This window comes from Stenotrophomonas sp. YJH_SMC_16 (assembly GCF_059367875.1).
Genome location: NZ_JCAFRH010000005.1, coordinates 267,613 through 281,942 on the forward strand (window position 1 = coordinate 267,613; position 14,330 = coordinate 281,942).

The following is a 14,330-nucleotide window of genomic DNA, read 5'->3' on the forward strand; positions in this document are numbered from 1 at the left end:
GTGCACGTTGAATGCAGGCGCGCGCGCTGGTGCGGCGGCGTTCAGGCCGTCGCTCAGGCCTGCTCGTCCAGATGGAAGGCATCGGCATCAAGCATGGCCGGGAAGCGCGCGCGGTGTGCTGCCAGCGCCTCGGCCGAGACGGTGGTGGTGACCACCTGTTCGCGTTCGCGAATCTCCACCTGCGGCTGACCGAGGAAATCCAGCACCGCGCTGTCGCCGGCGTAATGCAGCTGGTTGCCATCGACGCCCACGCGATTCACTGCCGCCACGAAGCACAGGTTCTCGATCGCACGTGCACGCAGCAGTGTCTTCCACGCATAGGCGCGTGCCGACGGCCAGTTGGCAACGAAGATCTGCAGGTCGAAATCCAGCTGCTGCGGACGCTCCACGTTGTAGCGGTTGCGGCAGAACACCGGGAAACGCAGGTCGTAGCAGACCTGCGGATTGATCCGCCAGCCCTTCCATTCCACGCTCAGGCGGTCGCGACCGGCAGCATAGCGCTCGTGCTCGCCGCCGTAACGGAACAGGTGGCGCTTGTCGTAGTACTCCAGGTTGCCATCGGGCGTGGCGAACAGCAGGCGGTTGTAGACGCCTTCGCCATCACGCAACTGCACGCTGCCGATCACCGCCGCGTTCAAGGCCCTGGCCTGCTCGCGCACCCAGGCCACGGTCGGGCCGTCCATGCCTTCGGCCTGGGCGATGGCGTCGTTGGAGAAGCCACTGGTGAAGGTCTCCGGCAGGATCACCAAGTCGGTGGTGCCGGCCAGCGGTGCCAGCAGTGCGCCGTAGTACTCACGGTTGCCCGCCGGATCATGCCAGCGGGTGTCGCCCTGGACGAGGGAAATGCGCAGGTCCTGCATGGTCACTGCTCCGCTCAAAGAAGGCGCAGGCGTTCGATCGCCGCGTCCATGGTCGCTTCATTCTTGGCGAAGCACAGGCGCACCAGGCGCTGACCGGCCGGCGGATTCTCGTAGAACGGCGACAGCGGGATGGCGGTCACGCCCTTCTCGATGGTCAGCCACTTCACGAACTCGTGGTCCGGCAGGTCGCTGACGGCCGAGTAATCGACCAGCTGGAAGTAGCCGCCCGGGACCGGCAGCGCCTTCAGGCGGGTGCTGGACAGCTGCTCGCGGAAACGGTCGCGCTTGGCCTGGTAGAACGCGCCCAGCTCGAGGTGGTGTTCGGGCTCATCGCGGATCATCGCGGCGAAGCCATACTGCGCCGGACCGAAGCTGGTGAAGGTGTTGTACTGGTGCACCTTGCGGAACTCGGCGGTCAGCGCCGGCGGGGCGATCGCATAGCCGATCTTCCAGCCGGTGCAGTGGTAGGTCTTGCCGAAACTGGAGATGACGAACGCGCGCTCGCGCAGTTCCGGGTAGCGCAGCGCCGATTCATGGCGGCGGCCGTCATAGATGATGTGCTCATACACCTCATCGGAGATCAGGTAGATCTGCGTGCCGCGCAGCAGCTCGGCCAGCGCCTGCATGTCCTGCGCCGACAGCATCGCGCCGGACGGGTTGTGCGGGGTGTTGACGATCAGCATGCGTGTGCGCGGGGTGATCGCCGCACGCACGCGGTCCCAGTCGACGGCGAAGGTCTGCGGATCCAGCGACACATGCACGGCCTTGGCACCGGCCAGATCGATCGCCGGTTCATAGCAGTCATAGGCCGGGTCGAGCACGATCACTTCTTCGCCGGCACGCACCACGGCGTGGATGGCGTTGAAGATGGCCTCGGTACCGCCACTGGTGACGGTGATCTCGCTGTCCGCATCGACCTGTGCGCCGTAGCAGTCCAGCGCCTTCTGTGCGATGGCCTGGCGCAGCGGCGCCACGCCGGTCATCGGCGGGTACTGGTTCAGCCCGGCGGCCATCGCCTTGGCCGTCTCATCGATCAGGCGCTGCGGCGCGGAAAAGTCCGGGAAACCCTGGCCCAGGTTGACCGCGCCGTGTTCGGCGGCGAGCTGGGACATCACGGTGAAGATCGTGGTACCGACCTTGGGCAGCTTGGTGTTGGGTTGCATCGGCCTGGAATCTGGGGGAACGAGGCCCAGAAGTGTACGAAATCCACGCTGCGACTGTGGGTTCAGCCGGTAGCGCCGGGCCATGCCCGGCGGCTCTTTGCATATGCCTTGCGGCCGCCGGGCATCGCCCGGCGCTACCGGGACAGCATTCACCGCTACAATTGCCGCCGCACTCCGGCATGAAGACCCCTGCCCCTTGAACACCCCTGCATTGCTGGCCGCCAGCGGCCTGAGCTTCTCCCGCAATGACGAGCCGGTGTTCGGCCCGCTGGACTTCCATGTGGACGCCGGCGAAGCCCTGCTGGTGCAGGGCGGCAACGGCGCCGGCAAGACCACCCTGTTGCGCGTGCTGGCCGGCCTGGCCCGGCCCGGTGCCGGGCAGGTGCAGATCGATGGCCGACCGGCCGGCAATGCCGAGCGCGCGCGCTATGTCGCCTACCTCAGCCACCTGCCCGCATTGAAGCCCGATCTGGACACGCTGGAGAACCTGCACTTCCTGTGTGGCCTGCACGGCCGCCGTGCGCGGCAGATGCCCGGCAACGCGCTGGCCATCGTCGGCCTGGCCGGTTATGAGGACACCCTTGTTCGGCATCTGTCCGCCGGGCAGAAGCGGCGGCTGGCACTGGCACGCATCTGGCTGTCACCGGCGCCGCTGTGGCTGCTCGACGAACCCTATGCCAACCTCGACCTGGAGGGCATCACCCTGGTCAACCGGATGATTTCCGCACACCTGCGCGCCGGTGGCGCGGCACTGGTCACCACCCATGGCGCCTATGCCGCACCGCCGGTGCGTACCCGCCAGCTCGACCTCGGCGGTGCCGCATGATCGCGCCAGGCACCGAACCGGGCCTGTGGCAGACCGCGGGCGCACTGCTCAAGCGCGACCTGCGCCTGCTCTGGCGCCGCCGCGGCGATGCGCTGCAGCCGCTGCTGTTCGCGGTGCTGGTGGTGGTGCTGTTCGCGCTGGCGCAGGGTCGCGAGCCGCAACTGCTGGCCGCCACCGCAGGCGCAGTGCTGTGGCTTGCGGTGCTGCTGGCCGGGCAGCTGTCGCTGGATTCACTGTTCCGCTCCGATGCCGAAGACGGCTCGCTGGAACAATGGCTGCTGGCGCCGGTGCCGCTGGCCTGGCTGGTGCTGGTGCGCGTGCTGCTGCACTGGGCCACCACCGCCCTGCCGTTGATCGTGGTCAGTCCGCTGCTGGCCGAAATGCTGCATCTGCCGCATGACCAGCTGCCGATGTTGCTGGCATCGTTGCTGCTGGGAACGCCGTTGCTGAGCCTGATTGGTGGCGTGGTCGCCGCGCTGACCGTAGGCATCCGACGCTCTGGTATTCTCGTGGCGTTGCTGTCGCTGCCGCTGTACGTGCCGGTGCTGGTGTTCGGCGCAGGCAGTCTGGCGGCAGCCGGACGCGGACAGGATCCGGTCGGTGCGCTGCTGATGCTGGGCGCCGGCCTGCTGGTCGCGCTGGTGCTGGCGCCGTTGGCCACCGCCGCTGCAATACGTATTTCTCTGAGTTGACCGAGCTGAGAGCCAATCCACCCCTGCTGGATAGCCGCCACGCATGAATCCGATTGTCCGCTGGTTCCACCAACTCGGTTCGCCCCCCACGTTCGACCGATTCGCTGCCCGCTGGTCGCGGGTGTTCTACCTCGCGGCGGTGCCGGTGCTGCTGGTCGGCATGTGGCAGGCGCTGCTGGTGGTGCCGCCGGAAGCCAAGCAGCTGGACAGCTTCCGCATCCTCTACATCCACGTGCCCAGTGCCTGGATGAGCCTGTTCGTGTTCGCGCTGATGGCGCTGTATGCCGCCATCGCCCTGATTTGGCGGATCAAGGTCTGCGAGATCCTGGCCATGGCCTGTGCGCCGATGGGCGCCGGCTTCACCCTGATCACCCTGCTGACCGGCAGCATCTGGGGCAAGGGTACCTGGGGTACCTGGTGGGACTGGGACCCGCGCATGACCAGTGAACTGGTGCTGCTGTTCCTGTACCTGGGCGTGATCGGCCTGTACCACGCCATCGAGGACCGCCGCAGCGCCGCGCGCGCGGCCGGCCTGCTGGCCATCGTCGGTGTCAGCCTGCTGCCGGTGATCCGCTATTCGGTGGACTGGTGGGGCGGCCTGCATCAGCGCCAGTCGATCAACGTGTTCGGTGAATCGGCAATCAGCAGCGCGATGATCGCGCCACTGTGGTGGATGGTCATCGGCACCAAGTTCTGGTTCGCCGGTTCGGTGCTGGCCAAGGCCCGCGCCGACAACCTCGACCGCGAGGCCGGCAAGGCCTGGGTCGGTGGCCGGGTCGATGCCGCACGCGCGGCCGGGGAGGCCCAGCCATGACCCACCTGCCCTATGTGATCGGCGCCTACGCCGTGTTCGTGCTGGTGCTCGGCGCCGATGCCATCGGTTCGTGGCTGCGCCTGCGCATGGCACGCCGGTTGGCGCTGGCACGCCAGCAGCGGCAGCAGACCCGTGCCGTCAAACAGGATGCTGCGGCGCCGCTGTCGACGGAGCTGGAACGATGACGCCAGTACAACGCCGCCGCCTGGCCTGGGTACTGCTGGCCCTGCTCGCCTCCGGGCTGGCCACCGCACTGGTGGCGATGGCGCTGGAACGCAACATCGCCTACCTCTACACGCCCTCGGAAGTGCTGCGCGGGGATGTCGACGCACAGTCGCGGTTCCGCCTGGGCGGCATGGTGGTGAAGGGCTCCTTCAACCGCCCGGTCGGTTCGCTGGAAGCGCGTTTCGAAGTGACCGACGGCGATGCCCAGCTGGCGGTGACCACGTCGCGGATCCTGCCGGACATGTTCGCCGAAGGCACCGCAGTGGTCGCCAGTGGCCGCCTGCAGGAGGGTGTCTTCGTCGCCGACGAAGTGCTGGCCAAGCACGATGAGAAGTACGTGCCGAAGGAAGTGGCCGACAAGATGGGCGACGCCCATCGCAAGCACGACGTGCCGGTGACGGCACCCGAGGTGCGCTGAGTGCTGCCCGAACTGGGTCAGATCCTGTTGTTGTGCGCGTTGCTGGCCTCGCTGCTGCAGGCCGGCCTGCCGCTGGTCGGCGCGCATCGCAGCAACACGGCATGGATGGCGGTGGCACGGCCGGCCGCCTTCGCACAGCTGCTGCTGCTCGCCGGCGCCTTCGCGGTGCTCACCGCCGCGTTCGTGCAGCAGGACTTCTCGGTGCGCTACGTGGCCGAGAACTCCAATTCGTTGCTGCCGATGATCTACCGCTACTCCGCGGTCTGGGGTGCGCACGAGGGCTCGCTGCTGATGTGGGCGCTGGTGCTGGCACTGTGGACCGGCGCGGTGGCGCTGTTCTCGCGGCACCTGCCTGCACCGGTACAGGCGCGCGTGCTGGCGGTGATGGGCGTGGTCAGCGTCGGCTTCCTCGCCTTCCTGATCTTCACCTCCAATCCGTTCCTGCGCCTGAACCCGGCGCCGCTGGAAGGCCGCGACCTCAACCCGCTGCTGCAGGACCCGGGGCTGATCATCCATCCGCCGATGCTGTACATCGGATACGTGGGCTTTGCCGTTCCGTTCGCATTCGCGGTGGCGGCCCTGCTGGAGGGGCGCATCGATGCGCGCTGGCTGCGCTGGACGCGGCCGTGGACCAACGTCGCCTGGGGCTTCCTGACCCTGGGCATCGCACTGGGCAGCTGGTGGGCCTACTACGAGCTGGGCTGGGGCGGCTGGTGGTTCTGGGACCCGGTGGAGAATGCCAGCTTCATGCCCTGGCTGGTCGGTGCGGCATTGATCCATTCGCAGGCCGTCACTGAAAAGCGCGGCACGTTCGGCAGCTGGACCCTGCTGCTGGCGATCGCCGCCTTTGCGCTGTCGCTGCTGGGCACGTTCCTGGTGCGCTCCGGCGTGCTGACCAGCGTGCATTCGTTTGCCGCCGATCCGTCGCGCGGCCTGTTCATCCTGGTATTCCTGTCGGTGCTGATCGGCGGCAGCCTGCTGCTGTACGCGCTGCGCGCCAGCCAGCTCAGCGTAGACGCCGACGACCCGCGCCGTGGCTTCACCGCCACCTCGCGCGAGACCCTGCTGCTGGCCAACAACCTGCTGCTGGCCACCGCCTGCGCGATGGTCCTGCTCGGCACGCTGTATCCGCTGCTGGCAGATGCACTGTCGCTGGGCAAGATCTCGGTCGGCCCGCCCTACTTCGGCAGCCTGTTCCTGCTGCTGATGGCGCCGATGATCCTGCTGCTGCCGTTCGGCCCGCTGGTGAAGTGGCAGCGCGACCAACCTTCGCGTGCATTCGCCCTGCTGGCGCCCTGGCTGGGGCTGGCGGTGCTGCTGGGCGCGCTGGCCTGGTGGCAGGCGCCGCAGAACGGCTGGAAGGCCGGTCTCGGTGTCGCCGCCGCGGCCTGGGTCGGATTCGGTACCGCACGCTTCGTCTGGCAGCGACTGCGCGGCAACGGCCGCTTCACCGCCGAAATGCTCGGCATGATCGTCGCCCACGCCGGCATCGCCGTGTTCCTGGCCGGTGCGTTGCTGGTGGAAGCCCTGAACGTGCAGCGCGAAGTGGCGCTGGCACCTGGCCAGCAACTGGTGGTCGGCCGCTACGAAGTGCGCTTCGAGGGCGTGGACCATCGCGAAGGTCCCAATTTCATCGCCGACCGCGGTCACCTGCGGGTGTTCCGCAACGGCCGCGAACTGGCCCTGCTGCATCCGGAGAAGCGCCAGTACGCCAGTGGTGGTCAGGTGATGACCGAGGCCGGCATCGATGCACGCTTCGACGGCGACGTCTACGTGGCATTGGGCGAGCCGCTGGGCAACAATGCATGGGCGGTCCGGGTCCACATCAAGCCGTTCGTGCGCTGGATCTGGCTGGGCGCGCTGTTGATGGCCCTGGGCGGATTCATCACCGCCGCCGACCGCCGTTTCCGTCGTCCGTAGGAGTTTCCATGTCCGAGTCCCCCGCCCCGCGCCCCTCCCGCCCGCTGCCGCCGGTAGCCATCGTGATCGGCGTGCTGTTCTTCTTCGGCCTGCTCGGGCTGATGATCTACGGGGTGATGAAATCGGGTGATCCGCAGCGCGACGTGCTGCCCTCGGCGCTGATCGACAAGCCGGCGCCGGCGTTCGCCCTGCCGGTGCTGCACGACCCGGAGATGATCGTGCACAGCGACGAACTGCGCGGCGCGCCTTACCTGTTGAACGTATGGGGCAGCTGGTGCGCGGCCTGCCGCGAGGAGCACCCGGTGCTGACCCGTTTCGCCGAGAGCAAGCGCGTGCGCGTGATCGGCTACAACTGGAAGGACGAGCCGACCGATGCCCTGCACTGGCTGGAGCAGCTGGGCAACCCGTTCATGGTCGTGCTCAGTGATGTTGAAGGCCGCACCGCCATCGACTGGGGCGTGACCGCTGCACCGGAGACCTTCCTTGTCGACGGCAGCGGCATCGTGCGCTGGAAGTACAGCGGTGCGATGACCCAGCGCGTAGTCGACGAGAAGCTGATCCCGGCGCTGGAAAAGATCGAGAAGGCCCAAGGCAATGCCGGCAGCACGCTGCACACGGCGCCCTGAGCCCATGCGCTGGCTGCTGGCGTTGCTGCTTCTGATGCTGCCGCTGGCCGCAGTGGCGCAGCAGCCGCTGCACGATCCGCAGCCACTGCAGTTCCGCGATGGCGCCGAAGAACGCCGCTTCCATGACCTGGCCGCGCAGCTGCGCTGCGTGCAGTGCCAGAACCAGTCGCTGGCCGATTCCAACGCGCAGATCGCGCAGGATCTGCGCCGCGAGGTGCTGCAGCTGATGCAGCAGGGCCACGACGATGCACAGATCAAGCAGTTCCTGGTCGCCCGCTACGGCGAGTTCGTGCTCTATCAACCACCGTTGCAGCCGGGCACCTGGCTGCTGTGGGGCGGTCCCCTGCTGATGCTCGGCGCCGGCGCACTGGTGGTGCTGGGCATTGTCCGCCGTCGTGGCCGTACGGTCGGCGCAGCACCGGCCGGAAAGGCCGATGAAGGAGACGGATGGTGAGCCATTGGCTGCCGGTGCTGGCCGGTCTGGTTGCTGCGCTGATGGCAGCGCTGGTGCTGTGGCCGCTGCGCCACCACGGTCGTCGCGGTTTCGTGGTCGGCGTGTTCGCACTGGGCGTGGCCGGTGCCTGCCTGTATCTGCTGGTCGGTGATCCGCGTGCAGCACAGGTCCAACCGACGCCGTCGGTAGCCACCCTGCGCGATGGCGTGCAGGCCCTGCAGGATGCACTGGAGCGTGACCCACAGCGGGCCGATGGCTGGGCGCTGCTGGGCCGGTCGCAGGCCGAACTGGGCAACGCCGCAGCCGCGGCGGACGCCTTCGCACGTGCCGCCGCTCTCGCCCCGGAAGACCCCGGCGTGCTGGTGGAAGCGGCGCAGGCACGTGCGCAGGCCGATGCCGGCAAGCAGTTCGATGACACCGCGATGGCCTGGTTGCAACAGGCGCGTGCACAGGCACCCGATGCCGAGCGCGCCAGCTGGCTGCTGGGCATCGCCCTGCGCCAGCGCGGAAAGAATGCCGAGGCCGCGGATGTGTGGAGCGGCCTGCTGCCACGGCTTGAGCCCGGCGCCGCGCAGGCGCTGCAGGCGCAGATCGCCATCGCCCGCGAAGCCGCAGGCCTGGCACCCGATACCGCCCCTGCAGCACCAGCGGCGCTGCTGCAGGTACGCGTGCAGCTGCCTGCGCTGGAGAATGCCGAGTGGCCGGCCAGCACCCGGGTATTCGTGCTGGCCCGCGCCGTGGGTGGACCGCCGATGCCGGTGGCCGCACGCAAGCTGCCGCTGGCCGGTTTCCCGGCCACGGTCGGGCTGGGCGACGCTGACAGCCCGATGCCGACCGCGCCGCTGTCGGCACATCGCGACGTGGAAGTGCTGGCACGCATCTCGCGTACTGGTAGCGCCAATCGCAGCGAGGGCGACCTGCAAAGCGACGTGGTGCGGGTGACGCTGCCGCATGACGGCGTGGTTGAGCTGCGGTTTCCCTGACTTGTAGAGCCGAGCCCACGCTCGGCTGCGATTGGGTTGCCGGCGCCCGCCAGCCGAGCATCGGCTCGGCTCTACAGCAGATCCACGCCATGCGTGGATACGGCGGTCCGGTCCGCGTCCACCCGCTGCTGGAATCCAGCGTGTCGCCAGCTCCACATGCCGCCCCGCTAGAATGCGTGCATGACCGAATTCATACCGCCCGGCACCCGCTTCCACGCCCTGCCCTCGCCGTTCCTGTTCAAGCGCGGTGGCGCCCTGCACGGCGCGCGCGTGGCCTACGAGACCTGGGGAACGCTGGCGGCCGATGCCAGCAATGCGATCCTGATCGTGACCGGCCTGTCCCCAGACGCGCATGCAGCGGCCAACGAGGCCAACCCGGCACCGGGCTGGTGGGAAGCGATGGTTGGCCCCGACAAACCCATCGATACCAACCGCTGGTTCGTGGTGTGCGTGAATTCGCTGGGCAGCTGCAAGGGCTCGACCGGCCCCGCTTCGCTCAACCCGGCCAACGGTCAGCCCTACCGCCTGGACTTCCCCGAGCTGTCGATCGAAGACGGTGCCCGCGCCGCCGTCGACGTCGTGCGTGCACTAGGTATCGAGCGGCTGGCCTGCGTGGTCGGCAACTCGATGGGCGGCATGACGGCCCTTGCCATCCTGATGCTGCATCCGGGCATCGCGCGCAGCCACGTCAACATTTCCGGCAGCGCGCAGGCGTTGCCGTTCTCGATCGCGATCCGCTCGCTGCAGCGCGAGGCAATCCGCCTTGACCCGCGCTGGAATGGCGGCCACTACGACGATGCCGAGTACCCCGAGTCCGGCATGCGCATGGCGCGCAAACTGGGCGTGATCACCTACCGCTCCGCGCTGGAGTGGGATGGCCGCTTCGGCCGCGTGCGGCTGGATTCGGACCAGACCGACGACGATCCGTTCGGCCTGGAATTCCAGGTGGAAAGCTATCTGGAAGGCCACGCACGGCGCTTCGTGCGCTTTTTCGATCCCAACTGCTACCTGTACCTGAGCCGCTCGATGGACTGGTTCGACCTGGCCGAGTATGCCGACGGCGACGTGCTGACCGGGCTCGCGAAGATCCGCGTGGAGAAGGCGCTGGCGATCGGCGCCAACACCGATATCCTGTTCCCCGTGCAGCAGCAGCAACAGGTTGCCGATGGCCTGCGCGCCGGCGGTGCCGATGCGCACTTCATCGGCCTGGAATCGCCACAGGGCCATGACGCCTTCCTCGTCGATTTCGAGCGTTTCGGCCCGGCCGTGCGCGGCTTTCTCGACGCGCTGTAGGTGGCATGGCGGCGTAATCTCGCGCTGGCCGCGTTCGGCGCGTTGATCGCGCTGACGGTCAGCGGCGTGCTGCCGCTGTGGCTGGGTGGGTGGTGCCTGCTCGCCAGCGCGGTGTCGTTCGGCCTGTACGGCCACGACAAGCGCGCGGCGCAGAGAAAGCAGTGGCGTATTCCGGAGCGCACATTACAGCTGCTGGCCTTTGCCGGCGGTTGGCCCGGCGCGCTGCTGGGCCAGGCGATGTTCCGCCACAAGCACCGCAAAGCCTCGTTCCAGTGGGTGTTCTGGCTGTGCGTGCTGGCCAACGTGGCCTCGATCGCGGTGATGCTGCGCGAGTTTTCGCGATAGCCAACCTGTAGAGCCGAGCCCATGCTCGGCTCCGTACCGAGGCAGCCGAGCATGGGCTCGGCTCTACAGTAGATCCACGCCACGCGCGGATGTGCATCGGTCAAAGTTCGCGGACCAGCGCCCCATCGCGCAACCGGTACTGCGCATCGACCACGCCTTCAGGCAGGTCGTCGTGGGTGATCATCAGCAGGCTGCGCCCGTCCAGCAACCCGGAAAGGTCCTGCAGCAGCGCACGTGCGGTATCCACGTCGAGGCCTTCGGTCGGTTCGTCCAGCAACAGGATCGGTGCATTGCGCAGCAGTGCACGGGCCAGCGCCAGCCGCCGCGCCTGGCCGGCCGACATCGTCGCGCCGTTCTCCCCCACCCAGGCCTGCAGGCCACCATTGCGCTCGGCCCATTCGCCCAGGCGCACGCGGCGCAGCACTGCCCACAAGGCGGCGTCGCTGGCATCGGGATCACCCAAGCGCAGGTTCTCGTCCACGGTGCCGGCGAACACCGGCGCGTTCTGCGGCAACCAGGCCAGCTGCCGATGCCAGTCGGCCTGGCTGAAATCACGCAGGTCGATGCCACCATAGGTGATTCGCCCCTGCTGCGGATCCCACAGCCGCAGCAGCAGGCTGGACAGCGTGGTCTTGCCACTGCCGCTGTCGCCACGGATGGCGATGCGTTCCCCAGGCGCCAACGTCAGCCGCAGGCCGGACAGCACCGGTCGCACCGCGCCTGGCCACTGGAAATGCACGTCATCCCAGTGCACGCGCGCGGCCTGCGGTACCGGCTGTGGCGCTGCCGGATCCTCCACCGTCGTCGCCTGCTCGACGATGGCCTGCAACCGATCAGCGGCGATCCGCCCGGACTGCAGTGACTGCCACGCCACCCCCATCCCCGCCCACAGTTCGATCAGCGCGACGGTGAGGAACACCAGGCCCGCGGCCATTTCCGGCGCGATACGCTGCTGTTCGGCCGCGTGGAGCGCCAGTGCCAGCATCGCCACCAGCCCCAGCCCTGCGACCAGGCCATGCAGGGTCGAGGCCGCGATCAGGCGCCAGCGGCGCCGACGATCCCGCGAAGCCAGCTGCTTGGCGGCCACGCGCACCTTCAGCTGCCACGCCGCATCAGCATGCAGCGCGGCCAGATCGCCCGCGCCCTCCAACCCTTCAAAGGCGGCGGTGCGCAGTGCGGCGCGATGCGCGGCACGGTCCGCCTCTTCATCGTCACGACCGCGCACACCCAGCCACGGCACGCCGAAAGCGATCAGCAGCGCCAGCACTGCCAGCAACACTGCTGCCGACGGCAGGATCAGCGCCGCCGAGGCCACCGCCACCAGCGTCAGCGCACCCAGCGCCACCAGCGGCCCGATCGCACGCACCAGCAGGCCGTCCACTTCACCGATGTCACCGAGCAGGCGCGCCAGCAGATCGCCGGTGCGCGTCGCCCCCAGCCGTGCCGGTGCCAGCGGCAGCGCGCGGCGGAAGAACCACACGCGCAAGCCGCGGGCGATGCGCAGGGTGGCGTCGTGGCCCACCAGCTTTTCGAAGTAGCGCGACACGATGCGCGCCATGGTCAGCCCGCGGATACCCGCGGACGGCGAGAAGAAGTTGAAGCCCTGGCCGAGGCCGGCCGCACCGGCCAATGCAGCGGCGGTGAGGAAACCACCGGACAGGCCCAGCAGTGCGGTGCCGGCCAGCATGGTGGTCCACAACAGCAGGATCGTCAGCAGCAGGCGCGGCCGATGGCGCAGGAACACCGCACGCAACGAATCAGGTGAACGGCTCATGCGCGCACCGCCTGTGCCGGTTCCACCAGGCGGCCTTCCGGCAGCAGCAGGCAACGATCGGCCCAGGCGATCACCGCCGGGCTGTGGGTGGCGACCACCACGCTGCGGCCACGTGCATAGGCGGCCAGGCTGCGCAGCAATGCCGCTTCGGTATCGGCATCCAGGAACGCGGTGGGTTCGTCCAGCAGCAGCACCTGCGGATCACGCAGCAGAAGGCGGGCCAGGCCGATGCGACGCGCCTCACCACCGGACAGGCCGAAGCCACGTTCGCCGATCACCGTATCCAGCCCCTGCGGCAGGCGCTGCGCAAACTGCAGTACCTGCGAAGCCTCGGCCACCGCGCGCAGGCGCGCATCGCTGGCGCCGGGATCGGCCAGGCGCAGGTTGTCGGCGATGCTGCCGTGGAACAGGTACGGACGCTGGCTGGCATAGGCCACCTGCACGCCGGGACGCACCTGCAGCTTCCCGGCACGTGGCGGCAGCCAACCGGCCAGCGCCTCCAGCAACGTACTCTTGCCGGACCCGCTGGGACCGACCAGGGCCAGGCGCTGGCCCGGTTCCAGCAGCACATCCAGATCCTGCAGCACATCGTGCGGCGCGCCCAACGGGCGCAGCACCAGGCCCTGTGCCTGCAACGGCGGCAACGCGGCCTCGGCCGGTTCCACAGCCAGCGGCGCACTCTCGTTCTCGATCAGGCCCTGCTCGTCCGGCAATGACTGCAGCAGACGCTCAACCTCGGCCGCCGCGGCCAGTGCATTGGCGCGGTCGTGGTAGTGCGCAGCCAACCGCCGCAGCGGCGCGTAGAACTCCGGCGCCAGCAGCAGGCAGAACAGGCCCGCGCCCAGCGTCGGCACCGCCGAATGCAGCGACATCATGCCCAGATAGCTCAGGCCCAGGTACAGCGCGACCATCGCCACGCTCACCGAGGCAAAGAATTCCAGCACCGTGGACGACAGGAAGGCGATCCGCAGCACTTTCAGGGTACGCACGCGCACACCTTCGGCGGCCGCCTCGATACCCTCCAGCTCGGCCTCGCCGCGGCCATACAGGCGCAGCAGGCCCAGGCCCTTGATGCGGTCGGCGAAGTGGCCGCTCATCCGCGCCAGCTCCCCCAACTGGGCGCGACCGGCGGCTTCGGCGCCCCAGCCCACCAGCATCATGAAGAACGGCACCAGCGGCGCGGTGAACAGCAGGATCAACGCCACCACCCAGTCAACCCAGGCCACCGCGGCCAGGATCAGCAGCGGCACCACCAGCACCTCGGTGCGCACCGGCAGGAACCCGCTGTAATAACTCTCGATCGCATCACCGTGATGCAGCATCAGTTCGCCCAGTTCGCCGGTGCGGCGCTGGCGCAGCCACAACGGGCCATGGCTGAGCAGTCGGGCGAACACTCGCTCGCGCAGGGCCAGCCGCGCGGCATCGGCTACATCCCCGGCAGCCGCCTGGGTGGCGCTGCCCAGCAGCGTGCGCAGCACCAGGATCACCACCAGCCCGCCCAGCACTGGCAGCCCCGAGGCCAGCGGCGCGCGCTCCACCAGCACCTGCTGCACCAGCCAGGCGATCGCGGCGGCCTGGCCGATCAGCAACGCACCGGACAGGCTGATGCACAGGGCCGCCAGGCGTTGGCGCCCCCGGGCGGAATGGGCCAGATCAGCCAGCCACGCCGCGCGGACACGGCGCTGGCGGGCAGTTTCGGCTTCCGGGGACAGGCTGTCAGGGGTCGTTTCGGCAGCGCTCAAGGGGTCTTCACGGGCAACGGGGGAGACACGGCATTGTAGGCGCAGGCAATGGCCGGCCTCTGCGGCCAGCGGTCGCAGTCTTCATCGGGTTGGCATACGATCAACCGGGGCACCTGTTCATACATTGATCTGGATCAAGGCTGTTTGAAGTAGTCGGTCACATCATTCACGTCGTAGACCACCCTTCCCGCCACC

At 68.5% G+C, this 14,330-nt stretch carries 15 protein-coding genes; 11 read left to right on the forward strand and 4 right to left on the reverse strand.

All coding sequences use genetic code 11. From position 1 onward, the window contains the following. Positions 1-53: 53 nt before the first annotated feature. Together AC5P6E_RS13265 and AC5P6E_RS13270 are read right to left on the reverse strand one after the other, a co-directional pair. Entirely contained in the window at positions 54-860 is an 807-nt protein-coding gene (locus AC5P6E_RS13265; RefSeq protein ID WP_010486696.1) for an amidohydrolase, read from the reverse strand. Positions 861-874: 14 nt separating this feature from the next. Then, entirely contained in the window at positions 875-2,023 is a 1,149-nt protein-coding gene (locus AC5P6E_RS13270) for a pyridoxal phosphate-dependent aminotransferase (protein ID WP_495231047.1), read from the reverse strand. A 196-nt stretch (positions 2,024-2,219) separates the two neighbouring features. On the opposite strand from AC5P6E_RS13270, the gene ccmA reads away from it, so the two are divergent. From ccmA to AC5P6E_RS13325, 11 genes are all read left to right on the forward strand, one after another. Continuing rightward, positions 2,220-2,849: a heme ABC exporter ATP-binding protein CcmA gene (ccmA, locus tag AC5P6E_RS13275; RefSeq protein ID WP_019336398.1), complete on the forward strand. Its 630-nt coding sequence runs from the start codon at positions 2,220-2,222 to the stop codon at positions 2,847-2,849. After that, a complete protein-coding gene (gene ccmB / locus AC5P6E_RS13280; RefSeq protein ID WP_006456616.1) occupies positions 2,846-3,541 on the forward strand; it encodes a heme exporter protein CcmB in 696 nt (231 codons plus the stop codon). The genes ccmA and ccmB overlap by 4 nt, the downstream gene beginning before the upstream one ends. A gap of 43 nt (positions 3,542-3,584) precedes the next feature. After that, the gene (gene ccmC, locus AC5P6E_RS13285) at positions 3,585-4,355 is read left to right on the forward strand and encodes a heme ABC transporter permease CcmC (RefSeq protein WP_010486688.1); all 771 of its coding nucleotides are present in this window, start codon (positions 3,585-3,587) and stop codon (positions 4,353-4,355) included. Beyond that, positions 4,352-4,540: a heme exporter protein CcmD gene (locus AC5P6E_RS13290; protein ID WP_019336397.1), complete on the forward strand. Its 189-nt coding sequence runs from the start codon at positions 4,352-4,354 to the stop codon at positions 4,538-4,540. The genes ccmC and AC5P6E_RS13290 overlap by 4 nt, the downstream gene beginning before the upstream one ends. Next, the gene (gene ccmE / locus AC5P6E_RS13295; RefSeq protein ID WP_019336396.1) at positions 4,537-4,998 is read left to right on the forward strand and encodes a cytochrome c maturation protein CcmE; all 462 of its coding nucleotides are present in this window, start codon (positions 4,537-4,539) and stop codon (positions 4,996-4,998) included. The genes AC5P6E_RS13290 and ccmE overlap by 4 nt, the downstream gene beginning before the upstream one ends. After that, a complete protein-coding gene (locus tag AC5P6E_RS13300; RefSeq protein ID WP_019336395.1) occupies positions 4,999-6,918 on the forward strand; it encodes a heme lyase CcmF/NrfE family subunit in 1,920 nt (639 codons plus the stop codon). A gap of 8 nt (positions 6,919-6,926) precedes the next feature. Further along, on the forward strand, positions 6,927-7,544 hold the full coding sequence (locus tag AC5P6E_RS13305) for a DsbE family thiol:disulfide interchange protein (protein WP_005410345.1): 618 nt from the start codon (positions 6,927-6,929) through the stop codon (positions 7,542-7,544). Positions 7,545-7,548: 4 nt separating this feature from the next. Beyond that, a complete protein-coding gene (locus AC5P6E_RS13310) occupies positions 7,549-7,998 on the forward strand; it encodes a cytochrome c-type biogenesis protein (protein WP_019336393.1) in 450 nt (149 codons plus the stop codon). Next, positions 7,992-8,981: a c-type cytochrome biogenesis protein CcmI/CycH gene (locus AC5P6E_RS13315; RefSeq protein WP_019336392.1), complete on the forward strand. Its 990-nt coding sequence runs from the start codon at positions 7,992-7,994 to the stop codon at positions 8,979-8,981. The genes AC5P6E_RS13310 and AC5P6E_RS13315 overlap by 7 nt, the downstream gene beginning before the upstream one ends. A 180-nt stretch (positions 8,982-9,161) precedes the next feature. Then, on the forward strand, positions 9,162-10,274 hold the full coding sequence (metX, locus tag AC5P6E_RS13320; protein ID WP_019336391.1) for a homoserine O-acetyltransferase MetX: 1,113 nt from the start codon (positions 9,162-9,164) through the stop codon (positions 10,272-10,274). Then, positions 10,275-10,619 carry a DUF1294 domain-containing protein gene (locus AC5P6E_RS13325; RefSeq protein ID WP_019336390.1) on the forward strand — a complete coding sequence of 115 codons (345 nt, stop codon included), beginning with the start codon at positions 10,275-10,277 and terminating at the stop codon, positions 10,617-10,619. 100 nt (positions 10,620-10,719) lie between these two features. Here the strand turns inward: AC5P6E_RS13325 and cydC are convergent, their stop codons facing one another. Together cydC and cydD are read right to left on the reverse strand one after the other, a co-directional pair. Continuing rightward, positions 10,720-12,393, reverse strand: coding sequence for a thiol reductant ABC exporter subunit CydC (gene cydC, locus AC5P6E_RS13330; protein ID WP_495231048.1), 1,674 nt, complete (start codon positions 12,391-12,393; stop codon positions 10,720-10,722). Then, positions 12,390-14,135 (reverse strand): thiol reductant ABC exporter subunit CydD, encoded by a 1,746-nt coding sequence (cydD, locus tag AC5P6E_RS13335; RefSeq protein ID WP_019336639.1) that lies wholly within the window; start codon positions 14,133-14,135, stop codon positions 12,390-12,392. Before cydD ends, cydC begins: the two co-directional genes overlap by 4 nt. Between the last annotated feature and the right edge of the window lie 195 nt (positions 14,136-14,330).

Coding starts and splice junctions, on each gene's coding strand:
- ccmE (WP_019336396.1), top strand. CDS start 4,537: ATGACGCCAGTACAACGCCGCCGCCTGGCCTGGGTACTGCTGGCCCTG.
- AC5P6E_RS13310 (WP_019336393.1), top strand. CDS start 7,549: ATGCGCTGGCTGCTGGCGTTGCTGCTTCTGATGCTGCCGCTGGCCGCA.
- ccmB (WP_006456616.1), top strand. CDS start 2,846: ATGATCGCGCCAGGCACCGAACCGGGCCTGTGGCAGACCGCGGGCGCA.
- cydC (WP_495231048.1), bottom strand. CDS start 12,393: ATGAGCCGTTCACCTGATTCGTTGCGTGCGGTGTTCCTGCGCCATCGG.
- AC5P6E_RS13290 (WP_019336397.1), top strand. CDS start 4,352: ATGACCCACCTGCCCTATGTGATCGGCGCCTACGCCGTGTTCGTGCTG.
- AC5P6E_RS13315 (WP_019336392.1), top strand. CDS start 7,992: ATGGTGAGCCATTGGCTGCCGGTGCTGGCCGGTCTGGTTGCTGCGCTG.
- AC5P6E_RS13305 (WP_005410345.1), top strand. CDS start 6,927: ATGTCCGAGTCCCCCGCCCCGCGCCCCTCCCGCCCGCTGCCGCCGGTA.
- metX (WP_019336391.1), top strand. CDS start 9,162: ATGACCGAATTCATACCGCCCGGCACCCGCTTCCACGCCCTGCCCTCG.
- ccmC (WP_010486688.1), top strand. CDS start 3,585: ATGAATCCGATTGTCCGCTGGTTCCACCAACTCGGTTCGCCCCCCACG.
- AC5P6E_RS13270 (WP_495231047.1), bottom strand. CDS start 2,023: ATGCAACCCAACACCAAGCTGCCCAAGGTCGGTACCACGATCTTCACC.
- AC5P6E_RS13265 (WP_010486696.1), bottom strand. CDS start 860: ATGCAGGACCTGCGCATTTCCCTCGTCCAGGGCGACACCCGCTGGCAT.